Origin of the sequence: Lederbergia lenta NBRC 16444 (genome assembly GCF_001591545.1) — a bacterium.
Taxonomy (GTDB): domain Bacteria; phylum Bacillota; class Bacilli; order Bacillales; family Bacillaceae_C; genus Lederbergia; species Lederbergia lenta.
Window position 1 is genome coordinate 1,664,235 of record NZ_BCVC01000001.1, and the last position, 26,246, is coordinate 1,690,480.

At 36.5% G+C, this 26,246-nt stretch carries 26 protein-coding genes; 6 read left to right on the forward strand and 20 right to left on the reverse strand.

Annotated features, from left to right (window positions below; translation table 11 throughout):
• Positions 1-199: 199 nt before the first annotated feature.
• Both BLE01S_RS20770 and BLE01S_RS07890 read right to left on the reverse strand, forming a co-directional pair.
• Positions 200-394, reverse strand: coding sequence for a hypothetical protein (locus BLE01S_RS20770; RefSeq protein ID WP_145981930.1), 195 nt, complete (start codon positions 392-394; stop codon positions 200-202).
• 540 nt (positions 395-934) lie between these two features.
• Entirely contained in the window at positions 935-1,414 is a 480-nt protein-coding gene (locus tag BLE01S_RS07890) for an RrF2 family transcriptional regulator (protein WP_066139392.1), read from the reverse strand.
• A 245-nt stretch (positions 1,415-1,659) separates the two neighbouring features.
• On the opposite strand from BLE01S_RS07890, the gene BLE01S_RS07895 reads away from it, so the two are divergent.
• Both BLE01S_RS07895 and BLE01S_RS07900 read left to right on the forward strand, forming a co-directional pair.
• Positions 1,660-2,298 (forward strand): FMN-dependent NADH-azoreductase, encoded by a 639-nt coding sequence (locus BLE01S_RS07895; protein WP_066139395.1) that lies wholly within the window; start codon positions 1,660-1,662, stop codon positions 2,296-2,298.
• An 85-nt stretch (positions 2,299-2,383) separates the two neighbouring features.
• Entirely contained in the window at positions 2,384-2,827 is a 444-nt protein-coding gene (locus BLE01S_RS07900; RefSeq protein WP_066139398.1) for a carboxymuconolactone decarboxylase family protein, read from the forward strand.
• A 269-nt stretch (positions 2,828-3,096) separates the two neighbouring features.
• On the opposite strand, the gene BLE01S_RS21285 is transcribed toward BLE01S_RS07900, so the two are convergent.
• Positions 3,097-3,222 carry a hypothetical protein gene (locus tag BLE01S_RS21285; protein WP_274379905.1) on the reverse strand — a complete coding sequence of 42 codons (126 nt, stop codon included), beginning with the start codon at positions 3,220-3,222 and terminating at the stop codon, positions 3,097-3,099.
• A 224-nt stretch (positions 3,223-3,446) separates the two neighbouring features.
• Between BLE01S_RS21285 and BLE01S_RS21125 the strand changes: the two genes are divergently transcribed.
• On the forward strand, positions 3,447-3,758 hold the full coding sequence (locus BLE01S_RS21125) for a tyrosine-type recombinase/integrase (protein ID WP_066139402.1): 312 nt from the start codon (positions 3,447-3,449) through the stop codon (positions 3,756-3,758).
• A 106-nt stretch (positions 3,759-3,864) separates the two neighbouring features.
• Here BLE01S_RS21125 and glnA read toward each other — a convergent pair whose 3' ends face one another.
• The 7 genes from glnA to BLE01S_RS07940 form a co-directional block, all read right to left on the reverse strand.
• Positions 3,865-5,199 (reverse strand): type I glutamate--ammonia ligase, encoded by a 1,335-nt coding sequence (glnA, locus tag BLE01S_RS07910; RefSeq protein WP_066139405.1) that lies wholly within the window; start codon positions 5,197-5,199, stop codon positions 3,865-3,867.
• A gap of 130 nt (positions 5,200-5,329) precedes the next feature.
• Positions 5,330-6,598: a methionine gamma-lyase family protein gene (locus BLE01S_RS07915; protein ID WP_066139409.1), complete on the reverse strand. Its 1,269-nt coding sequence runs from the start codon at positions 6,596-6,598 to the stop codon at positions 5,330-5,332.
• A 17-nt stretch (positions 6,599-6,615) separates the two neighbouring features.
• Complete coding sequence (gene hflX, locus BLE01S_RS07920) at positions 6,616-7,860, reverse strand: GTPase HflX (RefSeq protein WP_066139411.1); 1,245 nt, start codon at positions 7,858-7,860, stop codon at positions 6,616-6,618.
• A gap of 122 nt (positions 7,861-7,982) precedes the next feature.
• Positions 7,983-8,927 (reverse strand): stage V sporulation protein K, encoded by a 945-nt coding sequence (gene spoVK / locus BLE01S_RS07925; protein ID WP_066141043.1) that lies wholly within the window; start codon positions 8,925-8,927, stop codon positions 7,983-7,985.
• 186 nt (positions 8,928-9,113) lie between these two features.
• Positions 9,114-9,347: an RNA chaperone Hfq gene (gene hfq, locus BLE01S_RS07930; RefSeq protein WP_066139414.1), complete on the reverse strand. Its 234-nt coding sequence runs from the start codon at positions 9,345-9,347 to the stop codon at positions 9,114-9,116.
• Between the two features lie 28 nt (positions 9,348-9,375).
• Positions 9,376-10,323, reverse strand: a complete 948-nt coding sequence (miaA, locus tag BLE01S_RS07935; protein ID WP_066141047.1) for a tRNA (adenosine(37)-N6)-dimethylallyltransferase MiaA — start codon at positions 10,321-10,323, stop codon at positions 9,376-9,378.
• A gap of 181 nt (positions 10,324-10,504) precedes the next feature.
• Positions 10,505-10,759: a hypothetical protein gene (locus BLE01S_RS07940; RefSeq protein ID WP_066139418.1), complete on the reverse strand. Its 255-nt coding sequence runs from the start codon at positions 10,757-10,759 to the stop codon at positions 10,505-10,507.
• Between the two features lie 257 nt (positions 10,760-11,016).
• Here BLE01S_RS07940 and BLE01S_RS07945 point away from each other — a divergent pair, with 257 nt between their 5' ends.
• The 3 genes from BLE01S_RS07945 (at position 11,017) to BLE01S_RS07955 (ending at position 12,547) form a co-directional block, all read left to right on the forward strand.
• A complete protein-coding gene (locus BLE01S_RS07945; protein WP_197713557.1) occupies positions 11,017-11,358 on the forward strand; it encodes a hypothetical protein in 342 nt (113 codons plus the stop codon).
• A 149-nt stretch (positions 11,359-11,507) separates the two neighbouring features.
• The gene (locus tag BLE01S_RS07950) at positions 11,508-11,969 is read left to right on the forward strand and encodes a DUF2306 domain-containing protein (RefSeq protein WP_082788623.1); all 462 of its coding nucleotides are present in this window, start codon (positions 11,508-11,510) and stop codon (positions 11,967-11,969) included.
• A 251-nt stretch (positions 11,970-12,220) separates the two neighbouring features.
• Positions 12,221-12,547 (forward strand): YnfA family protein, encoded by a 327-nt coding sequence (locus BLE01S_RS07955; RefSeq protein WP_066139426.1) that lies wholly within the window; start codon positions 12,221-12,223, stop codon positions 12,545-12,547.
• Positions 12,548-12,895: 348 nt separating this feature from the next.
• On the opposite strand, the gene BLE01S_RS07960 is transcribed toward BLE01S_RS07955, so the two are convergent.
• The 10 genes from BLE01S_RS07960 to rny form a co-directional block, all read right to left on the reverse strand.
• The gene (locus tag BLE01S_RS07960) at positions 12,896-14,230 is read right to left on the reverse strand and encodes an MFS transporter (protein ID WP_066139429.1); all 1,335 of its coding nucleotides are present in this window, start codon (positions 14,228-14,230) and stop codon (positions 12,896-12,898) included.
• 71 nt (positions 14,231-14,301) lie between these two features.
• Positions 14,302-14,961 carry an ArsR/SmtB family transcription factor gene (locus BLE01S_RS07965; RefSeq protein ID WP_066139432.1) on the reverse strand — a complete coding sequence of 220 codons (660 nt, stop codon included), beginning with the start codon at positions 14,959-14,961 and terminating at the stop codon, positions 14,302-14,304.
• Positions 14,962-15,349: 388 nt separating this feature from the next.
• Positions 15,350-17,227, reverse strand: a complete 1,878-nt coding sequence (mutL, locus tag BLE01S_RS07970) for a DNA mismatch repair endonuclease MutL (RefSeq protein WP_066139435.1) — start codon at positions 17,225-17,227, stop codon at positions 15,350-15,352.
• A gap of 22 nt (positions 17,228-17,249) precedes the next feature.
• Positions 17,250-19,856, reverse strand: a complete 2,607-nt coding sequence (gene mutS, locus BLE01S_RS07975; protein ID WP_066139438.1) for a DNA mismatch repair protein MutS — start codon at positions 19,854-19,856, stop codon at positions 17,250-17,252.
• Between the two features lie 229 nt (positions 19,857-20,085).
• Positions 20,086-20,637 carry an outer spore coat protein CotE gene (locus BLE01S_RS07980; protein ID WP_066139440.1) on the reverse strand — a complete coding sequence of 184 codons (552 nt, stop codon included), beginning with the start codon at positions 20,635-20,637 and terminating at the stop codon, positions 20,086-20,088.
• A gap of 203 nt (positions 20,638-20,840) precedes the next feature.
• Positions 20,841-21,266: a YlbF/YmcA family competence regulator gene (locus BLE01S_RS07985; RefSeq protein WP_066139444.1), complete on the reverse strand. Its 426-nt coding sequence runs from the start codon at positions 21,264-21,266 to the stop codon at positions 20,841-20,843.
• A gap of 1 nt (position 21,267) precedes the next feature.
• The gene (gene miaB, locus BLE01S_RS07990) at positions 21,268-22,812 is read right to left on the reverse strand and encodes a tRNA (N6-isopentenyl adenosine(37)-C2)-methylthiotransferase MiaB (protein WP_066139447.1); all 1,545 of its coding nucleotides are present in this window, start codon (positions 22,810-22,812) and stop codon (positions 21,268-21,270) included.
• A gap of 234 nt (positions 22,813-23,046) precedes the next feature.
• Positions 23,047-23,307 carry a stage V sporulation protein S gene (locus tag BLE01S_RS07995; protein WP_066139449.1) on the reverse strand — a complete coding sequence of 87 codons (261 nt, stop codon included), beginning with the start codon at positions 23,305-23,307 and terminating at the stop codon, positions 23,047-23,049.
• A gap of 142 nt (positions 23,308-23,449) precedes the next feature.
• Positions 23,450-24,250 (reverse strand): TIGR00282 family metallophosphoesterase, encoded by an 801-nt coding sequence (locus BLE01S_RS08000; RefSeq protein WP_066139454.1) that lies wholly within the window; start codon positions 24,248-24,250, stop codon positions 23,450-23,452.
• Positions 24,251-24,517: 267 nt separating this feature from the next.
• Complete coding sequence (rny, locus tag BLE01S_RS08005; protein ID WP_066139459.1) at positions 24,518-26,077, reverse strand: ribonuclease Y; 1,560 nt, start codon at positions 26,075-26,077, stop codon at positions 24,518-24,520.
• Between the last annotated feature and the right edge of the window lie 169 nt (positions 26,078-26,246).

Below are 26,246 nucleotides of genomic sequence, written 5' to 3' on the forward strand. Positions count from 1 at the left end.
CTCTAGAAGCAGACCTTTTTTAAGTGTCTACTCTATAGGGTACATTTTAAAATCTGGTTAACCTTATTTTACGAACTGGTGCACTAGTTCAATAAGAAGGAGAGTCAATAACAAGCTAAAAAAAGCGACCCTTCCATATAGGATAGGTCGCTTTTAGTTTTTAATCTAGGTCAGCGCTGGGCTTTTTCTTACTCATCCCTTAGTAGCGATCGTCTCTACGTTCTCTACATCTGCATTCGAAGTCACGATCACGTCTGCGGTCGCGGTCGCGGTCACGGTCATGGTCACAATGATCTTCACGGTCGCCTCTTACTTCTCTACATTCACAAATTAACCTTACTCGTCTTCTCCGCCGGTCTCTTTCTCCACCAACAAAATCATCTTCAAACCACATATTCTTATCGCCCCTTAATATTATTAAAGTCGGCCGACCTTAATAAATAATATATTGAAGTATGCGAGGTATTGACTGGACAATCACTCTGGTGAAAAAGAGGATTTTTATTTTCCACAATTAAAACCTTCAATTATGGAGGGAGGAAACTAATAAGAGCGTTATATTCATTATAGGTTATTTTACTACTAATAACATCTTCTTACTTAATCAGCGCATCAGTGTCTTTACCCTATAAATAGATAGTTTATATTTAATAAACATCAGATATCTAAACAAAAAGTTTCCCTCAATTAAGAGGAGGCTATTACAATATAAAAAATGGAGGGTTGATAACAGTTGCACAGAACTTATTTCTAAAACCTGTTCGAGTTATTTTATGAGGTAATAGAGTAGGAATTATCTTGTTCAACTAACGTGCAGTTTAGTTGAGGAGTGGTTGTATTTAACGATTGACATTTCTTGAACTAGAAAAAACCTCTTATTAAATTCCATTTAATTAGGGAATTTAATAAGAGGTTTGTTTTTTTAGATGCTAATCTACGAAAAATATTTCCGGGTATCTTCACGTATTTGTTTAGGTAAGACACGATTAAGCTCTTCGTTTAACCATGAAAGTTTTTTACTACGTAAATCATCACGCATTTTTTCTTCCGCAGAGAGCATAACTAAATTGATGGTACAAAAAGTGGGAGCTGAACAGCATCCTTCTCGATACAAATAGCCATTTTCTTTAATATTTTTACATTGAAAAATAGGCTTAGGACCTTCAATTGCTTCAACTACATCCCAAAAAGAAATATCTTCTGGAGATTTAGCAAGTTTATAACCACCCTTAACACCAGGAACTGAGCTAACAATACCTGCTTTTGATAATTTACCGAAAACCTTTGATAAAAATGTCTCAGAAAGACCTTGGAATTCAGCTAAATCCTTTATCCCAACACTCTCCTTGGAAGGAACATCAATTAAATAAACCAGACAATGTAAAGCATATTCAACGCCGACAGTATATTGCATATAAACTCACCTACTTTTGATTAAGGAATATCAATCTATATCTTAGGAGGATTTAGATAACTAGTCAAATAAATGAAACCTCTCTCTTTGGCAAATTTATTCAATTGACAAAAATAATTACAGCATATATTATAGACAATATTAATCGGCGATTAACCCGATCTTTAATTAAATCTATTTAAGAGGAAATAAATTGGAATAAAGAATGGAACGACAAAAATAATCAAACTAATAGAGGTGGAACAATGAATATTTTACAATTAATGGCTCATCCTGATTACAACAATCAAAAAAGAGCAGCAAACCGTTTAGCAGATGTTGCATTAGAAACTTTACAAGAAAAATTAAATGGTCAAGGAACAATCGAAGTATTAAATATTTACGATCCAAATAATTTTATCCCGCAAATTACTGCAGACACTCTAAATTTTACTAATCCTAATGAAATGTCTGCTGAACGATTAAAAAATCATGAAGCACAATATAAATTAATTAAACAATGGAAGTCAGCAGACTATATTTATATTTACATGCCTTTGCATAATTGGAATGTGCCTGCAAAGTTTAAAGACTATCTGGATAATATTCTAACAGCTAGAGAAACATTCAAATACACTGAAACTGGTTCAGTTGGATTAATGTCAGACGAAACTACCAAGGTCACATTTATCCTCACGAGTGGAAGTGAATATGATACTAATTACCGATATGTAAATTTAGATATTGCGCCCCAATATATGCGCGGAGTACTACACATGATGGGAATTAACCAGATGAAATTAATACGTGCTCAAGGCTTAGACATTTTTACTAACGACAAAGAAGAAATAATGAAATCAGCTGAAAAAGAATTAGTAGGTTATATTAACTCACAATCTTTCTAAACTAGAAAAATTTGCGACCCTTTGAATTAAAGGGAAAGGTGTTAAAATGCAGAGCTAACTAAGCTTTTTAAGGAGGGAATTAAAAATGGAACAACGAATTGATTATTACAATGTAGCACCAGAAGCACTTAAAATCATGATGGAAATGGAGAAGTATACGAAAACTACAGGTATAGACCGTAAACTTCGTGAACTTGTAAAAATTCGGGCTTCTCAAATAAATGGTTGTGCTTACTGTATTAACATGCACACGGCAGATGCTAGAAAAATGGGAGAAACGGAACAACGTTTATATTGTATTAGTACTTGGAGAGAGTGTACATTTTATTCAGATGTGGAAAAAGTAGCTCTTGAGTTGACAGAGTACGTGACTTTAATTCCGGCAAAACGTGTGCCAGATGAGATTTATCAACGAGTACGTGAACATTATGACGAAAAACAATATGTTGACCTTATTCTAATAATCAATCAAATCAACAGTTGGAATAGAATTTCTATTGCAATGGGAAATACAGCAACAGAAAAATAATTATTATTCTGGGACGGACATCTTATAATAAGTTTCAGATTGTAGAAAAAAGCATCCAATGAACCAGTTTGGATGCTTTTCCATTTTATGCTTAAACATAAATTTAGCTGATTCTGTTTTATATCATTTCAGGTCTTGCTACAAGTGTGATTCTACTTACTTTCTTAGATTGTGAAATATCACACTTAAACTATTGGTTGCTTTAGCTTTTAAAAATAATGCTGCCAAATGCACTCTAGCCGTCCACATAATGGATAGGTCGCTTTACCTTATTTATTGTACATCGGTTTTCTAGTTCCCCATTTCGTCCAACCATTTCGAGTTGTTGGGACTTCACGCCAATCTGCTGTCATTCCACTATAATCTCCTGCAATTATCTGGCTATAATTTTTCACAAGAAAGGGCGAAGCACCCGCCCTGCAGTGGTCTGATATTAACTGGAAGGAAAACACAATTACAATTAAGCAAACTCTTGATTTCCGGCCAATAAAAGATGAAGATATATTCGGGGATACGAAGACTTATCATTCAGAGCGTCTCATTACTTTGGGAAAATTGATATTGACCGAACTACAAGCTCATCTTAAATATCAGAATCAACATAAACTATATCTAGAGGATGCTTACTTATCATCATGACTTAAATCTGGGGCTATGTAGAGATGATGGTAGCCCCCTACCAAAGTCAACTCTTTTTAACGCCTTTAAAGCATGCCTTGAAAAAATAGATGGTCCAAAGCTTCCAATTCACTCTACACGACATACTCATGCTGTCATGATGTTAGAGGCTGGCGCTGATACAAAAATGGTACAAGAAAGACTTGGGCACGGCAGCATGCAGATAACATCAGATGTTTATGCCCATGTGTCTAAACGAATCGAAACACGTTCCATCGATAAGTTTGATGCTTATATGAGGGAAATAGAGTAAATTTTATTCGTCAAAAAATGGTCAATTATTAAGTGTTGACCATTAGCTAATTTTATAATGAACTAGAAAAACCGCCAGAGCTCAATAGCCCCAACGGTTCCACTAATTAATATGTTGACAAATATTGTTCGCGTTCCCACGGATGTACTTGTGAGCGGAACATATCCCATTCAATTCCTTTTGTTTCGATAAAGTTCTCGAAGATATGATTGCCTAGGCCAGCTTTAATGACTTCGTCTTTTTTTAATTCTTCGAGGGCTTCATAGAGGTTGGCAGGTAAGTCGATTACTCCCTCTTCCATTCTCTCTTCTTTGTCCATAATATAGATGTTGCGGTCAACAGAATGTGGAGGTGTTAATTGCCCTTCAATTCCGCTTAATCCGGCTTTTAATAATACAGCCATTGCCAAGTATGGATTTGCTGTTGGGTCAACGCTTCGTACCTCTATTCTTGTACTTAAACCTCTTGAAGATGGTATTCGTACCAAGGCGCTTCGGTTTTGAGCAGACCATGCGATATAACATGGAGCTTCGTAACCTGGTACAAGGCGTTTATAAGAGTTAACTGTTGGGTTTGTAATTGCAGTAAATCCTGGAGCATGTTTAATGATACCCGCTAAAAATTGATAAGCTGTTTCACTCATTTGCAACTCACCGTTTTCATCGAAAAACACATTCTCCCCATTATTGAACAATGACATATTAAAATGCATTCCAGAACCAGCTACTCCAAACAAAGGTTTTGGCATGAAAGTTGCATGTAGTCCATGCTTACGTGCGACTGTTTTAACAACAAGTTTAAATGTTTGTATTTGGTCGCAAGCAGATACAGCATCAGCATATTTAAAGTCGATTTCATGTTGTCCTGGTGCTTCTTCATGGTGAGAAGCTTCAATTTCAAAACCCATTTCTTCTAGTTCTAACACTATGTCACGACGGCAATTTTCACCAAGATCTGTAGGAGCAAGGTCAAAATAACCACCGGTATCATTTAATTCCAATGTTGGATCACCATTCACATCAAGTTTGAATAAAAAGAACTCTGGTTCTGGACCAAGATTAAAATTAGTAAACCCTAAGTGCTCCATTTCTTTCAAAACTCTTTTTAAATTACTACGAGGATCACCTGCAAAAGGCTGCATATCTGAATTGTACACATCACATATTAATCTCGCTACTTTTCCTTTTTCCGCTGTCCACGGGAAAATGACCCAAGTATCTAGATCTGGATATAAATACATATCTGACTCTTCAATTCTTACAAATCCTTCAATAGAGGAACCATCGAACATCATTTTATTATCCAAAGCTTTGTTTAATTGCTTAATTGGAATTTCTACATTTTTAATCGTTCCTAAAATATCTGTAAATTGAAGTCTAACAAATTTCACATTTTGTTCTTCAGCAAGTTGTGCAATACTTTCTTTCGTAAGCGTCCCCATTGTTTTACTTTTCCTCCTAATTTTTCGACCATTATATATTTCTATCAATGAAACATATAATTAATAAAAAGATTTTACATTATTTTTTAATAAAATAACAGCAAAAAATACTGCCAATTATTATATTTCCCTATTCTATAGTGATTAAACCTTTTTCTATTAACCGATCGAGCGAGGAAGTGATAGCAATTTTCACGTGGGCATATGTTAAGCCGCCTTGAACGTATGCAGTGTATGGTGGTCTAATAGGACCATCAGCTGATAATTCAATACTAGCACCTTGAATAAAAGCACCTGCAGCCATGATCACTTCATCCTCATAACCTGGCATGGAGCTCGGATAAGGAGTAACATAGGAATCAACAGGGGCAGCGGCTTGAATCGACTGACAAAATTCAATCATTAACTCTTTATTGGCAAACTGAACAGATTGGATTAAATCTGTGCGTTTTTCATCCCATTTTGGTAATGAGTTCATTCCTACACGTTCAAGTAATGCCGCTGTATACACCGCTCCTTTTAATGCTTGCCCTGTAATATGTGGCGCAAGGAAGAATCCTTGGAACATTTCAAGAAGGCTATATAAAGTAGCACCTGCTTCTGCTCCAATTCCTGGAGAGGTCATTCGGTAGGAACTCGCTTCCACCCATTCTTTCTTACCAACAATATATCCACCAGTCTTTACGATCCCACCACCTGGATTTTTGATTAGAGACCCAGCCATCAAATCAGCCCCTACATGGCACGGCTCAAATTCTTCTACAAATTCACCGTAGCAATTATCTACAAACACTACGACATTCGGATTTATTTCTTTGACAAAATCAATCATTTCTTTGATTTCTGCAATCGTGAAAGACGGGCGATCATCATACCCTTTAGAGCGTTGGATGCCAATCATTTTAGTATTTGGTTTCATTGCTTTTTGCACTGCGTCGAAATCAACTGCTCCCGAATCAGTTAAACTAACGCATGCATAGTCAATGCCGAATTCTTTTAATGATCCATTTTTCTCACCACGAAGCCCGACTATTTCTTCCAGTGTGTCATATGGCTTTCCCGTCATGTATAGCAATTCATCACCTGGGCGAAGCACACCAAATAACGCAATCGAAATGGCATGCGTGCCAGAAATAATCTGTGGCCTGACTAAGCCAGCCTCCGCTCCAAATACATCCGCATAAATTTTTTCTAGCGCTTCTCTCCCTACATCATCATAGCCATACCCTGTAGAGGGAGTAAAATATGTATCATTTACACGATGCGTTTGAAAGCTTTTTAAAACCCGGTATTGATTTGTTTCAATCATTTGATCAATCGATCGGTGAACAGAACTTATTTTTTCTTCTACTTCTTCAATCATTGGAACTAATTTTTTGTTTTTTACGTACTCATACATATTTACTTATTGCTCCTTTAAATCTCATATAATTTTAATGCCCCTAAAACTGGGTGGTCCTTTAACACATAGCCTTTACATTTATACTCTTGGTTTTCTTCTTGAAAAACAAGTTCACGTAAAATAGTATCACTTTTTAATACAGATAGTAATCTTCCTTCATTTGCTGGGATAACCGCATGATAATATTGCATGTTACTAACAGCCATTTCTTCAATTTTCTTCTTTAATTCATTTCGATCTTCTTCTTTAAAAGCACTCATGATAAAGATTTCTCCAGTTTTCGGAATGAAATCTGTATGCTTTTCATCAGCTTTATTGTAAACGGTCAACTGTGGTAACTGATTCATCTCTAAATCTTCCAGCAATTTCTCAACTGTTTGTTCATGATTGGAATAATCGGGATTGGAACTATCAACAACATGAAGCAATAAATCCGCGTCTCGCACTTCCTCGAGTGTCGATCGGAAGGCAGCAATCAATGCTGTGGGGAGTTCTTGAATGAAGCCAACCGTATCCGTAATAATTGCTGAATAACCACTTGGTAGGATAAGCTTTCTCGTCATTGGATCAAGTGTAGCAAACAGCTTATCTTCTTCATATGATTCTGCAGTGGACATGCGATTGAATAAAGTAGATTTTCCTGCATTCGTGTAACCTACAATGGCAATCTGAAAGGCTTTATTGCGTTTTCTTCTTTCTCTATATCGTTCCCTATGCTCCACGACTACTTGTAATTGCTTCTTAATTTCGTCAATGCGTCTACGAATATGCCGTCTATCAGATTCCAGTTTCGTTTCACCAGGACCTCTTGTCCCTATTCCACCACCAAGCCTCGACATAGCGATGCCCTGTCCAGTAAGTCGTGGCAGAAGGTATTGTAACTGCGCTAGCTCTACTTGCAACTTCCCTTCTTTTGACTTCGCTCGTTGTGCAAATATATCCAATATAAGCTGTGTGCGGTCCAATACTCTTCCACTTAATTTTTCTTGAAGATTACTTAGTTGGCTTGGTGTTAATTCATCATTAAAAATAATTAAATCAGGTTCCATTTCCTCTACGAGCGCTTGTAATTCTTCTAACTTACCTTTACCGATATATGTTGCCGGATGCACTCGGTTTTGTTTTTGCGTAAGCATAGTAAGTACTTGTCCTTGCGCAGTAATGGTTAGTGATTCTAATTCTTGTAACGAATAGTGAAAATGTTGGTCAGATTCATCCACCTGACTACCAACTAAAATAGCTGTTTCATGTTCTTTCATCAGCAAATAATCCACCTCTTTCCATACTATTATGATAGCAGAAAGCTCATATGAACACGAATCTATATAATTAATGGTGCATAAAGTTCGGCAATCCTAATTGGATTGCCGAGAGGGATAAATTAATCTACTTCTTGAAAGTGAAAATCAGCGCTCACAAGCATAGATAATGTGTTTTTATCAAGTTCTCGCTCTTTTAAGAGTCTCATTGCCTGTGCCCTAATTGCTTTTTCTAGTATATTTCTAATATAACGACCGTTCGAAAAAGTATTTGTATTCATTGCTTTTGCATATAATAAATGATCTTTCAATTTTGTTTCTGCTTCTTGACTAATGACGTATTCTTTCTCTTTTAACATACGCTCTCCAATTTGCATTAATTCATTCACTGTATAATCAGGAAAATGAAACACTAATGGAAACCGCGAATGTAATCCCGGATTTAGTTTTAAAAAATGTTCCATTTCTCTTGAGTACCCAGCCAAAATTAATATAAATTCGTGCTGTTTGTCTTCCATATGTTTTACTAAAGTATCTATTGCTTCTTTCCCAAAGTCTTTTTCACCGCCACGTCCAAGTGAATAAGCTTCATCCACAAATAGAATGCCCCCAGTAGCCTTTTTTACAAGATCCCTTGTTTTTTGAGCGGTGTGTCCTATATACTCACCAACTAAATCTGCTCTCTCCGCTTCAATTAAATGACCTTTTGGAAGAACATCCATTTTCTGAAATAGTTTTCCGATTAATCTAGCTACTGTTGTCTTTCCAGTGCCTGGATTTCCTTTAAACATCATATGAAGGACTTGCTTACCAGGCTTTAAACCAGCGGCATCTCGCTTTTTATTAATATAAATCCAAGCATATACCTCTTGCATCATTTTCTTCATTTCTTTCATTCCAACAAGCTCGTTCATCTCATTTTCTAATTCAGTTAAAATAGCATGTTCATGTGATAAAGGCTTTGATGAGATCCCATTGTTTGGTTTTTGTTTTAACTTCTCTCGCTTATTTACATTGAGCATAATACTAATCTGCCCATTGTTTTTCATACGGAGCGGTTCATCCATCCCCATCACCTCACAGTCAAAAACAGTATACGCCCAGAAAAATAATTGGTTACTATTAATTTTCAAGGTATATTCACTCATACTCATTATATTCATTGGACTGATATCTAATACCGATGTCAAACCTTCATGGAAAAATTCAAAATAAAAACGCGCATATATTGTCATATGCGCGTTACGATTTAGTTAGGATTGTTCTTCATAATTAATTTGCACATTGCGTTGGGGAGCAAAGGTTGAAATAGCATGCTTATAAACAAGCTGTTGCTTCCCTTCCGATTCAAATAGAACGGTAAAGTTATCGAAGCTTTTCACTTGTCCCCTTAATTGGAAACCATTTAGTAAAAAAACTGTTACAGGTACATTTTCTTTACGTAGTTGATTTAAGAATTGGTCTTGAATGTTAATTGGATGTTTCATTGAATGTCCTCCTCTTATTTCTCTATACCTATGTATTCGAGTTAATTTTCAACTTTCCTGCAATGAAATCAATTATTTCTGTTGTTTTATTCAATTGTTCCCTTTGATCGGTCATATCAAACCAAGTAACATCCATTTTATTTCTAAACCATGTTAATTGACGTTTGGCATATTTACGTGAATGTTGTTTTAATAATTCAATTGCTTCTTCAAAGTCGCTTCTTCCTTCTAGAAAATCATACAATTCTTTATACCCTATTCCTTGCACAGATTGTACGTTTTTAATGCCTTGATTGAATAATTCAGTCACTTCATCAAGAAGTCCTTCGTCAAGCATCATATCTACACGTTGATTAATTCGGCTGTATAACTTTTCCCTATCCATCGTAAGGCCAATAATAACACTATCGTATACAGGCTCCATTTTCTGATGCTTTTGCAGCTCACTCATCGTTTTTCCAGAACTATAATAGATTTCTAAGGCACGAATGACTCTTCTACTATTATTAGGATGAATTCTTTCTGCACTTAAAGGATCAATCATCGTAAGTTTTTGATATAATTTCTCCCCATTATCCTCTTTAGCAGCTTCTTCAAGTTCATTTCTTAATGCTTCATTACTGGGCATTTCTAGAAATTGATAATCATTTAATACTGATTGTATATATAAGCCTGTCCCCCCAACAATAATTGGGACCAATCCCCGGCTGCTTATTTCGTCTATTTTACCGCGGACTGCTGCTTGAAATTCTGCGACGGAAAACGATTCTTCCGGTTCCTTAATATCAATCAAATGATGCGGAATACCTTCCATTTCTTCTCGTTTAATTTTGGCTGTGCCAATATCTAAACGCTTATATACTTGCATGGAATCACCACTAATAATTTCTCCAGAAAATGCTTTGGCACATTCAATACTTAATTTTGTTTTTCCAACCGCTGTTGGACCTACAATTACGATCACTTTTTGTTTCAACACATTCACTGCTTTCCTAACATTAATATGTTTTATCATATCATGATTGCCCATAAAATGAGACTTATATTCGTCACTCCATGTTTTAGTTTACATAACAATATTATGATTTATAAATAAAAAAAACCCGTAGATGTTAGTTTGTTACCTAACGTCTACGAGCAATTCATATTTAGGTGTTTCAATAGAAAAATATACCAAGGCAAACAAATATTGTAACAAGTGCTAATCCCACATATATCCAACTTAATGATTTAATATTTACACTTAATGATTTTGATTCATATTCATGAGACCTCGCAAGTTCGTCTTGGAGTGTATCGCCTTCGCTTTCATAGTCTTTAAGTTTTGCGCTTATGTCTTTTCCAACAAGCAATGTTCCAACTAAGGCAACAACACTTGTTAAAATAGCTGCAATGATCAAGAATGCAGTCATACCAATCACCCCTAAGTGTTTAAATAGGAAGATGTTTTACTACCTCTATTTTACTCCATTTTCACAGAATAGAATAAGAAGACTTTATGACATTTATCCCATATACGTTCTACACCATTCATTTTAACAAACTCCAAGCCACGAACCTAAACTTTTATATATATTAATATATACTGATCTCCTATTCTGGAAATGGAAAAAGTATATAATGTAATTATATTATTCATTCTTAATGTGCGATTTGGAGAGGATGTTTTATGATTATAGAAGACGAACATTATTATAATAATAGGTATCATGTTGTTAACGACATAGTAGAGTTTGAAAGAGTGTGTATGGTTGATGAAAGAAAATTTAATAATCATACTTATGAAATATTGAGAAAGGTATATGAAGATTTGCCTTCTTATATGGGGGATAAAACATCTTTTCCTTGCTGGTTCGGTGATGAACAGAAAGGAGATACATATTTTATAACCGTCTCATTTGAAATGTCTGGTATACAGTTTTTTGGGAAACTACCTATTTCAGATTTCTTACAATGGGAAATTAAGTTCAATCAATTAATAGAGAACTTTCCATTTAAATCTCAATCATAAGGCCAAGTCAGCGCCTCGCTATTTTTTATAAAATGGAAGGGCGGTATTACTCCTGTCTTTTCTTACATTTCCTCTGATTATTTTCGTTAAACTGGCAGGATGCTTTAATATGAAGAACTTAATATAAGTACGGAAGGGAATGTTGCTTTATCTTTAAAGTATGTCTTCTTATTCATATTTTTGCTGGAACAGTATGTCTTATTAGTGGTATAGGTGCTATGTCTTCAAAGAAAAAAAGAGGAATGCATTCACTTTGGGGTGAAATTTACCATAGTGCTTTTGTTGTAGTTTTCGTCACATCATTAATAATGGCAATAATGAATTGGGAGAATAGTGCTTATCTATTTTTCATTGGGGTATTTTCATATTCTTTCGCTTTTATTGGATACCTTTCTGCCAAGAACAAATGGAAAAATTGGTTAGCATTACATATTAGTGGAATGCTAGGCTCCTATATAGCTATTTGTACAGCAATTCTCGTTGTTAACATCTCCAATATACCTATCGTCAACGAATGGCATCCATTGTTTTTTTGGTTTCTTCCAAGCATCATTGGCTCCCCGTTAATCTTTATGGTGGGACGAAGATATAAACACTTCAAAACAATGTAAATAGTTATTTATACTTTTGACTGTTTCGTACTCTTTTTAAACTATTGGGAAATTAGTTAAGGAGAATCCACCCAAAACATTCTTATTAAGCGGTCCATCCACTCAGGATGATCGCTTTTATTCTTAAGCTCGGTCAACGCCGACTATTTTTAAATAGTAAGGGATACACCATTCCCCCTAAAAGGAGTTCATTCAACTACGATACGATATAATAACTTTATTAATAAGCATTAAAGAAAGGGATATTGAAAATGACTTATACAATTGTATTATTTATATTTGCTGGACTTGCTGAAATAGGTGGAGGTTATCTCATCTGGTTATGGTTAAGAGAAGGTAAGCCGTTTTATTGGGGGATCTTTGGAGGCATCGCTTTGTCTTTATACGGTATAATTGCTACATTTCAATCCTTCCCATCGTTCGGAAGAGTTTATGCCGCCTATGGAGGGGTATTTGTCGTTCTATCTGTATTATGGGGATGGAGTATTGATAAACAAACACCTGATTTATACGATTGGTTAGGTGCAGGAATATGCTTAATTGGTGTTTCGGTAATCTTATTGGCACCACGTCACTAACAGGCATGGATACCCCGTTGAATTGACTCTAAAAAAGAGTAAATTGTTTATTGGTAACTTACAAGGTCCAAGTATTGCACCGAGTTCAGGGCTTCTGGTATTGTTTTGATTGATTCATTTATCATTTTAGTCATCGAAATATTTTACTAGTGCATGTTTAAGAAAACATACCTACATAATGTACATCATTATGTAGGCAAATATTTGTTACCCATTGTATGTGAAGAACCATTCTCATTTTCATGAAAGAATGTAAATATAATATGGACTTTCTTTACTCATTATCATAGTCTTTTTTCATCCAAGATGTCTAAATGAATTATTTCGATATTTCGCTAGTTTATCTCTCTACATTTTTCCCTTGATATTGCTAGATATTCTTGATGAATGGCTGTGAAATGACCAGACAACTACTGGAATAAGCAATAATGAAAGGGCACCTCCAACAATTGAAAGTGTTGTAAAACTGAAATAAGCTACCACCACACCAGATAGTGCTCCTCCCGCTGCTCCCGCCAAAGCGATTAAGACGTCAACCGATCCTTGGGTTTTTGCACGAGTGGAAGGGTCAGTAGCATCCACAATGAGCGCTGTACCGCTAATTAAACCAAAGTTCCAACCAAGCCCAAGCAAAATGAGCGCAATGATCAGTCCTAACATAGAATCAGCGGGTGTAACAGCAGCCAGAATACCAGCAGCAAGTAGAGTGGCACCGGCAGCTATTGTCATAAAAGTACGCCCAATTTTATCTACAAGGATTCCGGTTACGAGAGATGGCAGGTACATTGCGCCTATATGGAATCCAATTACCATTCCTACCTCTTTTAATCCATGTCCGTGATGCCCCATATGTACAGGTGTCATTGTCATAATTGCAACCATGACAATTTGGGTTAGGACCATTACCGTAGCTCCAACGACAATCCCTCGTTTGTTAATTGTCATGTTTTTAGAGTTCGTGTCTAAAAGTTTACTATTGTCCGATTTTTGCACATCGGCAATCGCTTTTGCAACAATAAGAGGGTCATGACGAAGTAAAATTAATAGTACCAAACCAGCAAGCATGTATGCTGCAGCACCTAGAATGAAAGGACCGGATAGAGCAGGAACACCAATTGACATAGCAAATTCACCCATTACATTAACCATGTTTGGACCTGCAACAGCACCGAATGTTGTTGATACCATTGCAATACTGATTGCAGTTGCTCGTTGTCTAGAGCTAGCTAGGTCTGTTCCTGCATAACGCGCTTGCAAGTTTGTTGCAGTTCCAGCACCATAGATTAGTAATGAAACAAAAAGAAATATAATATTATTGGTTGCCGCTGAGATTACTACCCCAATCGCACCAGCACTTCCAGCTAAGAATCCTATAGAGAGTCCAATACGGCGTCCAAAACGTTGAGATAGACCCCCTACAAATAGTGCTGCCCCAGCAGATCCCAAGGTGAGTAAAGCGGCTGGGATTCCCGCAAAACTATCCGTACCTAGCATGTCTTGTGCTAGAAGTGCCCCTACCGTTACTCCTGCCGCAAGTCCAGCACCACCAAATATTTGTGAAATGACAACGATGATCAATGTTTGTCTATATAACTGTCTTTGTTTTTTTGGAGAGTCAATGTAACTTTGTAACCAAGCTGGCTGACTTATTAAGGTTTTTGAATCCACATCTTTATGAGACATCACTTCGTCCCATCTTTCCTGGGAAATGAATTAACATATTGTACTTTATTCATAGTACCCTCCTCTATTATTTAATTATCTTGTTTTACAAATTCTTTCCAATCTTGAACACTATTTTCTAATCGAAAAGCATTTATTCCTTTTGTTTTTAATATTTCAACCGCCTCTACAGACATTAAGCAGTAAGGTCCCCTACAATAAGCAACGACATCACAATTCGATGGTAAAGTGGCTAACTTATCTTCTAATTCTTCAATTGGGATGGATACAGCCCCGGGAATATGAGCTTCTTCGTATTCGTCTTTAGGTCTTACATCCAAAAGTAAGACTTCTCGATTTTCCATCCGTTTTTTAAGGTCTGTAAGTGACAATCCTTCCATTTCAAAATGATTATTTAAAAATTCTTTTTTAATATATTGAACTTGAAGCAATTGTTTCTCAGATAATCGATGCAGAGTGCTCATAAAGTCTGAAACCGCAGAATCGGCTAGTTCATAAATAACAAAATTCCCTTGTTTCTTGAAATCAACTAATCTTGCATTGTAGAGAGTTTGCAAATGTTGTGACACATTTGCAACAGTCATTCCCGTACTCTTAGCCAACCCATCGACCGATTTTGGGCTTTGTGATAAGAGGTCGAGTATTTCTAATCTTTTAGGGCTAGAAAGACTTTTACCAATGCGAGCAAATTCTTGATATAACATATCCTTTAGTTTTCGTTCTACATCCATTCGTTCTACACCTCAACTATTCAATTGTTTTATTGAATAGTTGTATTGTAAACATTCTATTACCCAAAGTCAATATGATTACTTGAAATTTGAAGGCTGATAAATACCATTTACTTTATCCCAAAGCTTGGTATTTTAAGGGTTATCCTATTTTTGGGTAATATTCATTCCTTTTATCTATTGAGAAAAATATAGATTATTTTTAGCTTGGTTTAATAAGAAGAAACCGCCAGATTAACGGTCTTATTTTTATTTTAAGAAGATAGAGTTTTATTTTCAAACGATATAAGAAAATATCCTTGACGCAATAAAAGTGGTCATTTGGTTGATAAATCAAGAAAAAACAACGTAAGACCCTTATAAATAAAGGATCTTACGTTGTCGACTTTTACATAATTCTCTTAAACATTTTTTCCATTTCACTAATGGAGTAATGGATCATAATCGGTCTTCCATGTGGGCATGTAAAAGGATCTTCAGAAAGTCTCAATTCATTCAATAAAGATTGAATCTCATCGTTTCTTAAAAAGCGATTTGCTTTGATAGATGCTTTACAACTCATCATAATTGCCGCTTCTTCCCGAAGCTTTTTGATATCAATCTTTTTCATTGCTAATACTTGTTCAAGTATTTCTTCTATCGTCTCTTGTTCTTCTCCATTTGGAAACCATTGTGGATGTGACCGAATCATATAGCTGTTCATCCCAAATTCCTCTAAAAATATGCCGACTTTTTCTAAGTCATCCTTATATTCTTCAAGCTTTACATATTCATCAGGTGAGAAGTCTAATGTAAGTGGTACGAGTAAGTCTTGAAGCTCGTTCTCCACTTGTCCTACTTTTTCTCGATAATACTCATATTTGATTCTTTCCTGTGCCGCGTGTTGGTCGATCATATATAAGCCTTCTTCATTCTGTGCAAATATATAGGTTCCATGCATTTGACCGATTGGATAAAGTTGCGGAATTCGGGAATTTTGCCTCTTATTCTCTTCCGGTGGCTGTTCCTCATCGTTTTGGACGGGTATCATTTTTTCTTCCGGTTCTTTTGCGATGAAAACAGAGGATGTGGAACTGTCTTCTTCATCAGGTTCGTATAATTTCTTCATTTCTTCCGTCGGTAATAGAGGAGCCTTTTCAAAATGGTTTGTTGTATAAGGTTTTGCTTTATACGTTTGTTCTGCTTCCCTCTTCGGCTCCTGTCTATTTTCAAGTCGTAAACTTGTCTGTTCTGAAACTGCTGCTGTTTTTCTGACAGGTGCAGCTCCTTGCGGAATAAGTTCTCTTTGTTTAAATACTTTTTTTACTTCCAACGCTATTAGCTCATTTAATTCTTTGTCTTTACTTAGTCTAACTTCTAATTTGGCTGGGTGGACGTTCACATCGACAAGTAATGGATCCATTACAATCGATAATAGGGCAATCGGATAGCGACCGATTGGAAGTAGCGTATGATAGCCTTCCATAATCGCTCTCACGAGTGAATAGTTTTTAATAAACCGTCCATTCACCATTGTAGACAAATAATTTCTAGATGCACGTGTAATTTCTGGGAGTGATATATACCCATTTATCGTGAAATCCAGTGAGCTTGCATGAATAGGAATCATCTTTTTGGCGATATTGATCCCATAAATAGCTGACAAAACTTGAAGTACGTCTCCATTTCCATTCGTATGGAGTAGCGAACGATCATTATGACGAAGTCTGAATGATACGTTAGGGTGCGAAAGGGCTAACCTATTCATAATATCCGATATATGGCCAATTTCAGTGTGTAAAGATCTTAGGTATTTCAACCTTGCAGGTGTATTAAAAAACAAATTTGAAATCGTTATATCCGTGCCTCTTCGTCCTACTGCTTTTTCTTGTGTAATGATATTGCCACCTTGCATGACTAGTTTCGTTCCATCTTCCCCATCCCGAGCAGTGATAAGTTCAAGATGAGAGACGGAAGCAATACTAGGAAGCGCTTCTCCACGAAAGCCTAAAGTTCTAATTCGGAATAAATCATTCTCATTTTTAATTTTACTTGTAGCATGTCTTTTAAATGCTGAAAGCACATCGTCTTCTCTTATACCTTTTCCGTTATCAATAACGCGGATTTTTCCGAGACCAGCTTCCTCAATATCGATTTCAATAATACTGCTATTAGCATCAAGTGCATTTTCTACTAATTCTTTTACTACAGAGGAGGGGCGTTCTACCACTTCACCCGCTGCTATTTTGTTGGAAAGTGCATCGTCTAGTTCAATGATGTCCCGCATTTTCATCCTCCTGTTCCATCATTTATTTTTTTAACTTTTTTTGCATTTCATATAAAATATTCATTGCTTGTAAAGGGTTCATATCAAGAATATTTAAGTTTTTCATTTCATCTATCACTTTTTTCTCATGATTAGCTATTTTATTCTTTTTGTTTGGCTCGCCAAATAACGCTAGTTGTTCATTTAACATTTGTTCAGTAGTTTCTATTTCTACACTTTCAGAGTCTGAGAGGGGATTTTTCACTTTTATCGCATTTTCTTTTTCTAATTCATTTAATATTTCGGATGCTCGTGTAATGAGTTCCTTAGGAAGCTCGGCTAGCTCGGCTACGTGAATGCCGTAACTTTTATCTGCAGGTCCTTCTTTAATTTTATGCAGAAAGACAAGTTTACCTTGTTGCTCAACGGCACTTACATGGATATTTTTCAATCTTTTTAAACTCTCATCCAGTACTGTTAACTCATGGTAATGAGTAGAGAAAAGTGTTTTAGCGCCAATTCGGTCATGGATGTATTCAATAATTGCTTGTGCTAATGCCATCCCATCATAGGTTGATGTTCCTCGTCCGATTTCATCGAATAATATTAAACTATCTTTTGTAGCGTGTGTAATGGCGTTTTTAGCTTCTAACATTTCGACCATAAATGTACTTTGGCCTGCAATTAAATCATCAGCAGCACCAATCCGTGTAAATACTTGATCAAAAATAGGAATATCCGCTTTGGAAGCAGGCACGAAACAACCAATTTGCGCTAATATAGCTGTTAAGGCAACTTGACGCATATATGTGCTTTTACCAGACATATTTGGCCCCGTAACAAGCATCATTTCCCGTTTACTATCCATTGTACAACTGTTAGGAACGTATTCTTGTGTTCCCATTACTTTCTCCACTACAGGATGCCTACCATCAAGCAAATTAATTTCGCGTTTGTTATTAAATGTAGGTTTTGAATAATGTCTTGTTTCACTAATCGTAGCGAAACTAAGGTATACATCCAATTCACTAATTATTTTAGCTGCTTGCTGTAAACGTGGGATAAATTCCCGAACCGATTCACGGATTTGCAGGAATAATTCATATTCTAGATCTATACATTTCTCATCTGCTTGAAGAATTAATGCCTCTTTTTCCTTTAATTCTGGCGTGATATATCTCTCAGCATTCGTTAAAGTTTGCTTTCGTTCATATCGGCCTTCTTCAAGAAGATGAACATTCGCTCTTGTCACTTCAATATAGTATCCAAACACTCGATTATATCCTATTTTCAATGATCGAATACCTGTCTTTTTTCTTTCTTCACTTTCTAGTTCAGCAATCCAACTTTTCCCGTTTCTACTTGCATCACGATACGTATCTAATTCCGCATGGAATCCATCTTTAATGATTCCACCTTCTTTTACAGTAATCGGTGGGTTGTCCAAAATCGCTTGCTCCAGTAAATCGGTTAGTTCTTCACACGGATCAAGGTTTTCTGCCAGCCTTTCCGTGTCTTTGTGATCCAATTGAAAGATTAATTGACGAATCGATGGAATTTGCCAAAGGGACTTTTTCAATTGGATAAAATCTCTTGCATTTGCGTTTCCAAAAGCTACTCGTCCTGCGAGCCTCTCCAGATCATACACACCTTTTAATAGTTCGCGAAGTTCTTGGCGTTCGAAAAAGTGATTCATCATAATTTCTACGACTTGAAGTCGCTTCTCGATCACCGATTGATTGATCAATGGCCTGTCAATCCATCGTTTTAACATTCTGGCTCCCATCGCTGTAGCAGTTTCATCAAGTAACCAAAGTAATGTACCTTTGTTACCTGTTCCACGAATAGGTTCGGTTAATTCTAGATTACGCTTTGAATAGTAATCGATTTTCATAAATTGATCGATTTCATAGCTAACAAAATCCTGTAAATGATTAAGGCTCCGTTTTTGCGTTTTTAACAAATAATGGAGCAATCGATAAACTGTACTCTGTAACTTTTCTTCTGGTAAATCACTAATAATTTCATTGAAATCTTGGCTATGACTTGTACTATTTTCATAAGAAATTACAGCATTACAACGATCTTCCATCATCTTTACCAAAGCCGGATCTGTTGTAGAGTCAACAATAATTTCCTTTGTGCCAATAATTGAAAGTTCATTTAATAATAAATCTGTTGAACTAGAAAATAATGTTGCTCTACTTTCCCCTGTAGAAAGATCTGCATAGGCAATCGCGTGGAAATCATCCGTGACTGTGATTGCTGCTATATAATTATTTTCTTTTTCTAGCAATCCTTTCCCTTCCATTACCGTTCCAGGTGTTATTAATTGTACAACTTCCCGTCTTACAACACCTTTAGCCGTTTCTGGATCTTCTGTTTGTTCACAGATTGCCACTTTAAAACCTTTTTGAATAAGTTGTTCTATATATCCAGTGGAAGAATGATGAGGTACTCCGCACATTGGTATGCGTTCCTCCGTTCCTCCCTGTCTACTTGTTAATGTAATTTCCAGTTCTTTTGAAGCTTTTAAAGCATCCTCAAAAAATAATTCATAAAAGTCACCTAAACGAAAAAATAAAAAGGCATCTTGGTAATCTGCCTTTATCCGTAGGTATTGTTGAATCATCGGCGTATATTGTTGCATATGTACCATATCCCTTTCCGTTCCAAAACTCTATCCTGATTAGTATATCATATCCCTTTAGGTGACTTCATTAAAAAAGAGCAGCCATCTTCAAGAACAGATATTGACAAAATAACTTTGACTTGTTTTTACTTTTTTTCGCGCCTACCTATAGCTTCACGATATATATAAATCTGACTGAACATTATGACCAAACATAAAAAAACGGGAAGAATTTTCTTCCCGGAGATCATTTCGTACTATGAGAACCAAGAAAATCTGGATCAATCTCTTCAAATTCACTATCATCTAATTCTGCACCATATTCATCGTCATCATCATCACAATCACATTTATCTTGGTGAACTTTTACACAAACTTTTGTTTCTCCAATTACTTCTACAAGAAATTCTCTTTCTGTACTAACAAGGATTTTATTTCCTTTTTTGGATATGATCGCTTCGACACAATTAGGCTGTTGAATAACTCTGGCTGCGACTTGTTTATCATCCAGACAGTCTGGATCTTGGTATTTAAGTTTGATAACATCTTTATAGTCGACTTTTTCAGTGGCTACAGATGTCTTTGAGTTATCATGATGAGAATACCAAACATTAATATCAAACGAGCCGCATACTTCGACTGTTTTGCCGACCTTCCTCGCCTCATACTTATGATTGATAATCCAGCAACCTAAAATGCTCGAAGGTTGGTGCTGCGGTTGGATTGCATGATTGGACTGGGTAAATTTACGCCCCTTCGCAACGACCGCCTTTGTAATAATCTCTCTGTAATCTTCCATTCGAGCGAACCCTCCTCATTCATTTTCTCTTCATACTATGCATTCACCTAGATGAAGGTGCTAATGCCTAAAAAGAAATGAGAAATTACTGGGTAAACGACGTACAAACCGCGCCCGCAGGATAGGAGGAGGTGACATGAAATAAGCAATATAAAAAGGGCTGTCCTCTTGGACAGCCCTTTTACACTTATAATTAAATTGTTTTAACAGCTTGATGGACTATTCTTCAATTTAGAACCAGTCTCACCAGAAAGAACATCTCCACCAGTGGATAATAAAATTTCATCTGTCACTTTATTTGAAATAGCGGAAGATACTAATTGAAGCAAATCATTTACATCAACTTGAGATTGTTTAAATTCCTGAACAATTGGAATCTCATCTAATTCTTTTTCCAAGTTTTCAATTTTCACTTCAATTAACTTTAATGCACGTTCTTTTTCATAATGTTGAAAGTTTACAGCTTGTTTTTGCAGGCTCTTAATACTTGCAATCATTTCTCTCACTGTTTGATTTTCATTTATTTGAGCTTCTGCTCGCTTGAAAAAGTCTACTTCCTCAGTTTCAGCGATCATTTTCGCTAGGTCATGTGCCTGTTTTAAAATATCGTCTTTTGTATATTTCCCCATGTTATACCACCTCAACTTGTTCATCTATTTCTATCATTTCGCCATCTAGGGACCAAGTTTTTGCATTGATAATTTTCACATTAACTAATTGTCCAATGATGGATTTAGGTCCTTTAAAATTCACTAATTTATTTTTACGTGTATAGCCTGCTAGTACATCCGGATTATTCTTACTTTCCCCTTCAACTAATACCTCTACCACTTGGCCTTCATACTTCTCCATTGCCTCTCGCGCCATTTCATTCACAAGATCATTCAAACGTTGAAGTCTAGCTTTTTTCACTTCCATTGACACATTATCTTTCATACGTGCTGCAGGTGTGCCTTCGCGTGGTGAATAAATAAAGGTATAAGCTGTTTCAAATCCTACTTCTTTATACAAAGTCATTGTTTCCTCAAACTGTTCATCTGTTTCATTCGGGAAACCAACAATGATATCTGTTGTCAATGTCACATTCGGGATTGCAGCTTTGATTTTGCGAACTAATTCAAGATAATGCTCTCGTGAATACTTTCGAGCCATAATTTTTAAAATGTCGCTAGATCCTGATTGAACAGGCAAGTGAATATGGTCTACTAAATTACCTTGTTTTGCTAGGACTTCAATTAAACGATCATCAAAATCACGTGGATGGCTCGTAGTAAAACGAATTCTTGGAATATCAATTTTGCTTAGCTCCTCCATCAAATCGCCAAGTGTAAAATCAATATCTTCAAAATCTTTACCATACGCATTTACGTTTTGACCAAGCAATGTCACTTCCTTATATCCATGAGCTGCCAGTTGTCGTACTTCCTGAACAATGTCTTCTGGACGACGACTACGCTCTTTCCCACGTGTATAAGGGACAATACAATACGTACAAAACTTGTCACAACCATACATAATATTTACCCAAGCTTTAATATTACCACGACGGACCTTCGGAAGGTTCTCAATCACATCTCCCTCTTTAGACCATACCTCTACAACCATTTCTTTTGACATATAAGCTTCATTTAAAATTTGTGGCAATCTGTGTATATTATGTGTTCCAAATATCATATCAACGAATTGGTGCTTCTCAAGTATTCTATTGACTACTGATTCTTCTTGGGACATACAACCACATACGCCAATAAGTAGATCTGGACGCTCTAATTTTAACGGTTTTAAATGACCTAGCTCTCCAAACACCTTATTTTCGGCATTTTCACGAATAGCACATGTATTTAATAGAACAACATCTGCTTCATCAACTGAGTCTACCGCTTCATAGCCAAGTTCCATGAATATGCCTGCCATCACTTCTGTATCATGTTCATTCATTTGACAGCCATATGTACGTATATAATATTTACGTCCTTTTCCAAGCCCTTGGAATTGTTCTGGAATCTCGAAGTCTTTATGGTATTCTACTTCCTCTTTTCCACGCTTTTTCGCGTCCTTAAGGGAGGGAGGAGTATACACAGATTGAAAATATTTACTATAATCCTTTTCCGGCTTAGATGCTACTGTATCTGCTTTTATTGTTTGTTGACTTTCTAAACGCTGTTTCTCGTTCATGAAAATCCCCTTTCCTTCTTTAAAACAAAATCTACAAAATCGAAAATGTCTCAATTATTATATTTATGATGAATTGATTCATTTGTAAAATGATGTCCATACACCCTATTAGTATAATGCCTTTTATTTTCTAAAACAACTTTAGCTTGATTTTGTTGCAAAAAATTCGAAAAGACCTGTTTGTAGTTATACAAACAGATCAAATCCAAACCATTCACGTCAAAAACAAAGCACCTATCTAGGTTCCACAATGAGCTTTATAGCAGTTCTTTCTTGCCCGTCAATTAAAATATCAGTAAATGCAGGAATACAAATTAAATCTACTCCGCTCGGCGCGACAAATCCTCTCGCAATTGCTACTGCTTTCACTGCTTGATTTAATGCCCCTGCCCCGATTGCCTGAATTTCTGCATTGCCTTTTTCGCGGAGAACTCCTGCTAGCGCACCCGCTACGGAATTAGGATTAGATTTTGCTGAAACTTTTAATATTGCCATTTCATGTTCCTCCTCGTCATTTCCCCATAGCGATTGTCCTTAATTATGACAATCGCGGACCATCGTTCCATTGTTACTATATTCAGAGAAATTCCGAACTATTCCGGTTTGTCCGAAACGGAGGACACACAAAATTAATATTTTATTCGATGAAAAAAGGTTGGTCGTCGTTGATTAAAATTGTTTTGATCGATTTAGCTATACCAGTTTTTTCATCCACTGTAATTAAGCAAGCACATAATTGTTTTCTTCCATTTTTATCTACTTCAAATCGAGTTGGAAGTGCTGTAAGAAACTTATGTAACACAGCTTCCTTTTCCATGCCGAGAATAGCATCATAAGGCCCTGTCATCCCAACATCTGTCATATATGCTGTTCCCTGCGGGAGGACGCGATTATCTGCTGTAGGCACATGTGTATGTGTTCCAATCACTGCAGTTGCTCGACCATCTACATACCAACCCATTGCTTGCATTTCACTAGTCGCTTCAGCATGGAAATCGATAAATATAATATTAGTCCGTTTTTTCGCCTCCACGATAAGTTCATCTACTTTTTTAAAAGGACAATCTAACGGTGACATGAATGTTCTACCTTGCAAATTGATAATCGCGACTTCAATTTGATTAATTTTAACGAAAATTAATCCTCTTCCTGGAACATCCTCTGGAAAATTTGCAGGTCTAGCTAAATACTTAGCTTGATCAATAAATTCAAAAATCCCCTTATTATCCCACGCATGATTACCAAGTGTAACGGCATTTGCCCCTGCTTCTAAAAATTGTTTATAGATGGATTCCGTTATCCCTCTCCCACCAGCGGCATTTTCCCCATTTACAATCGCTAATTGAGGGCGATATTTCTTTTTTAACTTCGGTAAGTATTCTTTAATCATTTCTCTGCCAGGTGAACCTACGACATCTCCAACAAATAATATATCCATTTTATTCCCTTTCTTTCAAAAACCTTTAGTATTAGAAAAGCATAAGGCACCCCTATAGCGATGTACTTCCTTTGGAAATTCGGAACAGATAAAGGAACACGATCAAGCCTAGGAGGCAAATCGATGCTGACTTATCATAGGAGAGTTCCTAAATTTATTAGTCGCTGGGCCCCTAAAGCTAGACATAATAGCTTATGTTCAATTGGAACTTATAAAAAGTGTATTTTTCTATCTTTCAACAAAAAAAGTGGTGTAGATTACACCACTTTATTTTGCATATTCAACTGCTCTCGTTTCTCGAATAACAGTGACTTTTATGTGACCTGGGTAATCAAGGTCATCTTCGATTCTTTTACGGATATCACGTGCCAATCGATGTGCTTCCAAATCATTGATTTGTTCAGGCTTAACGATTATGCGAACTTCTCTTCCTGCTTGAATGGCGAATGATTTCTCCACTCCATCATATGACTCGGAAATCTCCTCCAATTTTTCAAGACGACGGATGTAATTCTCAAGTGTTTCACTGCGCGCTCCCGGTCTAGCAGCAGATAATGCATCCGCTGCAGCAACGAGTACTGCAATGATAGATGTTGGCTCGGTATCACCGTGATGGGATGCAATACTGTTAATAACGACAGGATGCTCCTTATACTTCGTTGCGAGTTCAATACCAATTTCTACGTGACTTCCTTCTACTTCATGGTCAATTGCTTTTCCAATATCATGTAGCAAACCAGCACGTCTAGCAAGAATTTCATCTTCACCCAATTCTGCGGCAAGCAATCCGGAAAGATACGCAACTTCCACAGAATGTTTCAGCACATTTTGTCCGTAACTTGTCCGGTATTTCAATCGACCGAGAATTTTAATTAAATCTGGATGAAGACCATGTATGCCAACTTCAAATGTCGTTTGTTCTCCGATTTCACGAATGTACTCATCTACTTCACGTCTCGCTTTATCCACCATTTCCTCAATACGAGCTGGATGGATTCTTCCATCTTGGACAAGCTTTTCGAGAGCGATTCTTGCAGTTTCACGTCTAATCGGATCGAATCCTGAAAGTATAACAGCTTCTGGTGTATCGTCAATGATAAGATCAATACCCGTTAATGTTTCAAGCGTTCGAATATTCCGACCTTCCCTCCCAATGATTCGGCCTTTCATTTCATCATTTGGAAGATTTACAACCGAAACGGTCGTTTCTGCAACATGTTCTGCGGCACAACGCTGAATTGCGAGTGAAAGAATATTTTTCGCCTTCTTATCAGCGTCTTCTTTCGCGCGCATTTCGCTTTCCTTAATCATTAAAGCTGTATCATGTGCCAATTCCTTTTCTACACTAGAAAGAATAATGGATTTCGCTTCCTCACGAGTTAGGCTCGAAATGCGCTCCAGTTCAGTCTGTTGCTTATGGATTAATTCCTCCACTTTACTTTCCGTCTCTTCAATATGTTGTTGTCTTTCATTAATAGAGTCCTCTTTCTTCTCAAGAGCGTTTTCCCGCTTATCCAGCGTGTCATCTTTCCTGTCGAGGTTTTCCTCCCTTTGCAATAAGCGATTTTCTTGTTTTTGCAATTCGTTTCTTCTTTCACGAAGATCACGTTCAGTTTCAATGCGAAGTTTATGATTTTCATCTTTCGCTTCTAACAGGGCTTCCTTCTTAAGTGCTTCCGCTTCACGATTAGCATCTTCAATAATATGCTCTGCGGCATGCTTTGCACCTGTTACTTTCACTTCGGCAATTTTTTTAAAAATGAAGTAGCCAACAACTACACCGGCGATAAGGGCAAGCAAAATGGAGATGATATGAATACTATCCATACTTTCACCCCCTCTTGCTATCAACTTTTATCATGCTTCTAACATGTCGGCTGGTACATTGTTATCAATTTGTCAATATACAGAGCCAAGCTCAAAAATATCATGCTAAAAAAATAAAATATATACATATTAATTTTATCGGTGTGACGTTTTAATGTCAAGCATAGTT